The following is a 556-nucleotide window of genomic DNA, read 5'->3' as shown; positions in this document are numbered from 1 at the left end:
CTGCCGCGCCTGCCGACCGGCCCGCCGACCAGCCCGCCCCGCCGCCCGCCCCGCCCGCGGAGCGTGCCTCCGCGGGCGACGGGCTGCGCTTCGCCTTCGGCACGCTCACCGTCTTCCCCGTCCGGATCACCCGCTGGGACCGCCCGGCGGCCCGGACCGGGATGCTGTGCGCGCCGCTGGCCGGGCTGGCCGTCGGGCTGTGCGCGGCCGCGCTCGGCGCAACCCTGGTCCTGCTGTCCGCCGGGCCGCTGCTGGCCGCCGTGGCCACCGTCTGCGTCCCCGCCGCCCTGACCCGCGCCCTGCACCTGGACGGCCTTGCCGACACCGCCGACGGACTGGGCAGCGCCAAGCCCGCCGAGACCGCGCTGCGGATCATGAAGCAGTCGGACGTGGGCCCCTTCGGGGTCGTCGTGCTGCTGCTGTCGCTGCTGCTCCAGGTGGCCGCGCTGGCCGACCTCTACGCCGGCGGCTGGGCCCGCGGCGCCCTGGCCGCCGTGACCGCCGCCGTGGCCGCCCGGCTCGCCCTGACGCTGGCCTCCGGCGCAGGGGCCCCCGC

Annotated in this window: 1 protein-coding gene; it reads left to right on the top strand. The window is 80.2% G+C overall.

Translation table 11 applies throughout. The features are described 5' to 3' along the window. Positions 1-556: adenosylcobinamide-GDP ribazoletransferase (locus tag GPJ59_RS36835; protein ID WP_374201020.1), on the top strand; the 556-nt coding region annotated here is incomplete at both ends.

The sequence above is a fragment of the Streptomyces bambusae genome (genome assembly GCF_019400985.1).
Lineage (GTDB): Bacteria > Actinomycetota > Actinomycetes > Streptomycetales > Streptomycetaceae > Streptomyces > Streptomyces bambusae_A.
This window is presented reverse-complemented; position numbering and strand designations above follow the sequence as displayed.